This window comes from Grimontia sp. AD028, assembly GCF_000973155.1.
Taxonomy (GTDB): domain Bacteria; phylum Pseudomonadota; class Gammaproteobacteria; order Enterobacterales; family Vibrionaceae; genus Enterovibrio; species Enterovibrio indicus.
Genome location: NZ_LASY01000072.1, coordinates 1 through 6180 on the forward strand (window position 1 = coordinate 1; position 6180 = coordinate 6180).

General features: G+C 50.9%; 1 protein-coding gene. It reads left to right on the top strand.

Annotated features, from left to right (window positions below):
* Positions 1 to 6180: Ig-like domain-containing protein (locus tag RN22_RS24990; RefSeq protein ID WP_156168220.1), on the top strand; the 6180-nt coding region annotated here is incomplete at both ends.

The following is a 6180-nucleotide window of genomic DNA, read 5'->3' on the forward strand; positions in this document are numbered from 1 at the left end:
ACACCCTGATCCCTTCAGACTGGAACGGCACCGATCCGATCGTGATGACGGTGTCCACCGACATCCTGTCTGATACTGACGGCTTTGTGGACGGGGATTACTCTGTCACGGCGACCGTCACCGATGTGGCCGGTAACGTCTCAGAGGCCAGTACCCCTAGCGGCTTTACCCTGGATACCACCGCGGCCGGTGAAGGCACCGGGGCGGGTGGCACGGATGAAGCGCCTGTGCTGACCATTGCTGAGGCCACTGATGGCGTCAGTGAAGCCGAAGCCAGTGATGGCGTGCAGGTCAGCGTGGCCGTACCGACCGGCACAATCTCCGGTGACACCGTGACCCTCACCGTCACCCAGCCTGACGGCACCACTGAAACCGTCAACACCCTGATCCCTTCAGACTGGAACGGCACCGATCCTATCGTGATGACCGTGTCCACTGACATCCTGTCTGATACTGACGGCTTTGTGGACGGGGATTACTCCGTCACCGCGACCGTCACCGATGTCGCGGGTAACGTCTCGCAGAGCAGCAATACAAGCAACTTTGCCCTTGATACCACAGCCCCTACCGCAGCGACTGTCGACGCCTTGGTGACGAATGACATCACTCCAATTGTAACTGGTACAGCGACGTTGGGGGATGGGGAATCTTTATCCGTAACGCTAAATGGCGTCACCTATGAAAATGTTCCCGTGGATGCTGATGGCAACTGGAACATTGCGGTTGCCGATGCAGAGTCCTTGACAGAAGGTACCTATGACGTTTCTGCAGTCGTTTATGACATTGCGGGTAACACCACTTCAGACGTAACAGTTAACGAACTTACCGTTGATCTCACTGCCCCAGCTTCCCCGATAGTTTCGATCGTAGATGACACAAATGACGATGGTCTCGCCAACACTGCAGAACAAGGCACTGATAATCTTCAGCTCTCAGTCACAGTCGATCATGACGAGCTCTCTGCCGGTGGCATAGTGACTCTTAGCATCGATAACAATGGCACATCGAACACTGTCAACCTTCTGCTAGATAATGGGACGCTGCAGTTTGCAGATGGCAGTGATGCAACGGGCTACACCTACACCAACGGGGTCATTTCATGGACAGAAACTGTTAGTGCCGGAGATTCAGTGTCTGTTACAGCCACTCAAACAGATGTAGCAGGAAATGTCTCTAGTTCCGCTTCAGATTCAGCAACAGTGACACAGGCACTCGCCGATTCTGCTTCAACCCAGGAAGATACCAACCTGAATGGCAATGTGCTGACTAACGATCTGGGTAATACCAGCGTTGTCAGCTTCACTGTGACCGGTGTTTCGACCACTTTTACGGCTGGACAAACAGCGACGATAACTGGCATCGGAACATTCATACTGAACGCCGATGGCGGCTACACCTTTACACCTGCCGCAGATTGGAATGGCAGCGTTCCGCAGGTAACTTACACAACCAATTCTGGTGATAGCGCAACCCTGACAATGACGGTAAACGCAGTGGACGATGCGGTTGATGCTGTCAGTGATTCTTACTCGGTAGACAAAGATAGCTCTATTTCCCTTAACCTTTTAGGGAATGACTCAGCACCAGATGGTGGCCTCTCCGTTACACACATTAATGGTGTGCAAGTCACAGGAGGCTCGCAAAGCATTGCCGTGGATAACGGAAACGTTGTGATTGCCTCAGATGGCTCCATGAGCTTTCAGCCTGTTGCGGGTTACCTTGGCGACGTGAGTTTCAACTATCAAGTTAAAGATGCTGATGGAGATACAGATACCGCATCTGTAGACATATCGGTTGTTAATCCCAACGCAGCTCCAGATGCCATCGACGATTCAACAACCATGGTCGATGCAGGAGCAATAACGACTGGCTACACCGGTCCGACCGTTGATACCACAATACTTGAAGGGTTCGGAACGAACAGAGTCGATGATTCTGCCTACATCTCTACGACTAACGCAGACGGCAGCTATACAGCTGTTTGGCGAGCATGGGATACCAATTACTATGGTAATAACAAAGTCGCTCTCCAAACCTTTAACGCGGATGGCACCCCGAAAGGTGACAAAATTATTCTTGGTAGCCGGGACAAGATCGAGTCACCACAGGTCACCCAGCTCAATGACAGTGGCGATATGCTCGTTACATGGACGGGTTACAACAACAACGCCACCTTAAATACCCATTCTTACGCACAGGTCGTTTACGCAAATCCCGATGATCACGGCGGAGCCAAGACTGGACCTGTCATGGATCTTGGTTCATCACAACTAAGAACTGTCACGTCAGAACACTCTGGTGATACTAGCGTCCTTGTTTGGCAAAACAATTTTACGTTGTACAAACAGGTACTCGATACCAGTGGCAACAAAGTAGGCTCACCAACAGTTGTCGGGTCAGTTTCTGCTAATTCCAATGGTTACCCCATTGAAGCGAAGGTCGAAATTACGACTCTAGATAATGGTAACTACGTCATTTCCTGGAATCAGGGGTCAACGGCAACCGCCACCAACACTGTCATGCTGTCTCCAGACGGTGACAAAATTGGCAGCACGCAAACGCTCAATATTGGCGGTACGGATGGTGTCCGTGACCTAGAGACCAATGTCATCAGTGTTGGTGACGGCAAGTACGCGATTGTCGGTTCTAGTGGCGGTGTTGTAAAACTCACTTTATTGGATGAGACCACCAACCAACCGATTACCAATTCTACCCAAACGTTGAGCTTGGCTGGTACATCCGGAAATAGTTTGCCATCAATAACAAACGTTGGTGCAGACGGGGATTTTGTTGTCGTTTGGCGCGGTATAGAAGATGGGCAGTGGCAAACTTATATCCAACATTTCGATGCCAACGGTTCTAAAGATCAACCTGTAAGTAAACTTGAAACACCTGGAGGTCACGGGCCAGCGAAAGTCATAGGCGTTGGCAGTGATGGCGACTATGTTATTGTTTGGAGTGGGATCAACGATGCTGGCAACTATGACGTTCACACCCAGAAGTACAATGCAGACGGCACAAAAGATGGGGAACAACTTACATTTACAGGCCAACAAGAAAACAAAAATGACCTGAACTTCGATATTGTCGCTGTCGGAGATGATGGTGCTTATACGATTTCATACCTCGGTACCGACTCTAGTGCTAATGGTGGTGATTACAGCATTTACATCGCCAACGTTGATGCAAGTGGCAACAAAGTCGTCGCCTACCCTGAAGGCAGTACTGGCGACTTTAGTATCAGTACTGATGTTACAGTCACGTCAGGTTTCTACACAGTGACATACAGCACAGGAACCCTCTACGCCAACGGTGTCATCTACCCAAGTGGCAGTCAGGTGCCCGCGAGTGAATGGGTCGACGTTAAATTGGTGGGAGCCACTGCCTCTGAATATGACCTCGTTGTCAATGCACATGAGTCCATCAGCACGTCCGAGGACACCTCTCTCGTCCTGAATGCGACTGATCTTCTGGTGAATGACACCGACGCAGACGGTGATACTCTCACCATAGTCTCCGTGCAGGATCCTCAAAATGGTTCTGTAACCCTCAACCCTGATGGCACCATTACTTTCACACCAGCATCCAATTACAACGGTCCCGCCAGTTTCACTTACACCATCAGTGATGGGCAGGGAAAAAGTGATACAGCAACCGTCTACCTCACCGTCAAACCGGAAGATGATGTGGTTGATGCGATCAACGATGAGTTTACCTTGGGCGCAGATAACAGTGTCGCTTTAGACTTGTTAAGCAATGATCTCGCACCAGACGGCGGACTGGAAGTCACACATATTAATGGTGTCACCCTGACCGGTGGAGCCCAGACCATTGCGGTAGACTATGGCAATGTACTGATCGCCAGCGATGGCAGCATGAACTTTGTCGCCGATGCAGAATACAACGGTGAAATCAGCTTTACCTATCAAATACGAGATACTGATGGTGATGTTGACAGCGCAACAGCAACCATAACGGGCAATGCCAGCTCCCCTAGCGTAGATACCATTACCCACGTGCAGGATGCGATTGAAGGAGAGCAAGGCGCGGGTTGGAATATCAACCTGACTAATATCTCCACCTCCGATACCACAGTCACCTTGCACTTCAACGATGCTATCCAGCAGGCTGGCATCACAAACAATGGTGATGACTATAACGGACAAGTGGATGTCTATGCACTGGACGGCACCTTCCTTCAAACAATAGGGGTTGATGCTTCCAATAATTACCATGCCGATATCACCATTCCTGCAGGACAAGAAAGTGTTCACATAGTTGCCGCCACATTACAAGACGACGTCTATGAAGGTAACGAGACGTTGATGATTCAAGGTGCGGTTGTCGGTAATCAAGGCTGGGTGACCTCCGAACAGGCACTTATCATTGATACTGCTGACCTACCAACCGTTACCAGTGTCACTGCAGACAGCGTAGCCGAAGGCGGCACCAACACCTTTACCGTCGGCCTGTCCAATACCAGCACCACAGCCACCACGGTCAACATGACTCTGGCCGGCAGCAATGCCACCAAAGGCACTGACTTCAGTGGTAGCAGTGTCTCTGTGGTGATTAATGGAGCCACCCAGACAGTATCCGTCGCCAGCGACGGCACCTTCAACGTATCCGTGCCAGCGGGTCAGAGTAGCTTCGAGGTCAAAGTTGACACCATCAATGACGATGTCTTTGAAGGAAACGAGCGATACACGCTGACCGCGACGGCAAATGGCACGAGCAAGGCAGCTACCGCCTCTATTACCGATGTCGAAGATACTCCAGTTCCAGCAAGTATCACCGTGGATACTGCACCGGAAGGAGACACTCATACCTTTGATGTCAACTTATCAAACGCCAGCACCACTGACAGACCGGTTGTGTTGCAGCTGTTCGGTGATAGCGCTACGCATAATTCGGATTTTGACGGCACTTCCATTACGGTGATTATCAATGGTCAAAGCCAGACAATACCCGTCTCGGAAAGTAATAACTTTACAGTGACTGTGCCTGCAGGTGAAACCAACTTCAAGGTGCAAGTCGCTACCCTCAATGACAATGTTTTTGAAGGGAATGAAGAATACACCCTAACTGTAAGGACTGGAGGGGTCACCCTTAACTCTACAGCCACCATCACTGATGACGCCGACATTCCGAAAGTCACCAGTGTGTCTAATACATCTGTGAATGAAGGTGATGCGGCTTCTGTCACCATCACTCTGAGCAATGAGTCCACCACCCCTACCCGTGTGTTTATCGATGCCTATGGCGGCTCGGCCACCGAAGGCTCTGACTTCAACACCAAAGACCTCTGGGTCAATTACGGTAGTGGCTGGGTGAAAGCGACTGGCGATTTCTCCGGCGGGAACTGGATTGATGTACCGGCTAACACCAAAACCTTCCAGGTGCGATCTCAAACCACAGAAGACGGCACTTACGAAGGCAATGAAAGCTACACCATCAAAGCCAAAGCAGATGGGCAAGGCAGTCTGGTGTCCGGTACGGTCATCATTGTCGAAGATGAAGCGGCCACCATTGTCCAGTCGGTCACTCACCTCAGAGATGGCGTCGAGGGCGGCACCTCCCCGGGTTGGACAGTGAACTTCAACAACCCGTCAGATGAAGCCACGACGGTCAGGCTCAACTTCAATGACAGTTATCATCAAGCAGACCATGGCACTGACTACTCAGGCAAAGTCTTTATCTACAATCTGTCTGGACAAAAGATTGGTGAAGGTGTCATCGACGCTTCAAATAATTACCGTTTTGATTTCTCCGTCCCTGCTGGACAGGATGGGATCAGGGTGTATGCCGATACCCTCAATGACAATGTCTATGAAGGGAATGAAACCATCCAGATCCAGGCGGCTGTTCCTGGCAGACAGGGATTTGTGCAATCTGCTGAAGCCGTCATCACTGATGAAGCCGACAAGCCACGTGTCACCAGTGTGTCCAACACTTCCGCTAATGAAGGCGAGGCGGCTTCTGTCACCATCACGCTGAGCAATGAGTCCACCACCCCTACCCGTGTGTTTATCGATGCCTATGGCGGCTCGGCCACCGAAGGCTCTGACTTCAACACCAAAGACCTCTGGGTCAATTACGGCAGTGGCTGGGTGAAAGCGACCGGCGATTTCTCCGGCGGGAACTGGATTGATGTACCGGCTAACACCAAAACCTTCCAGG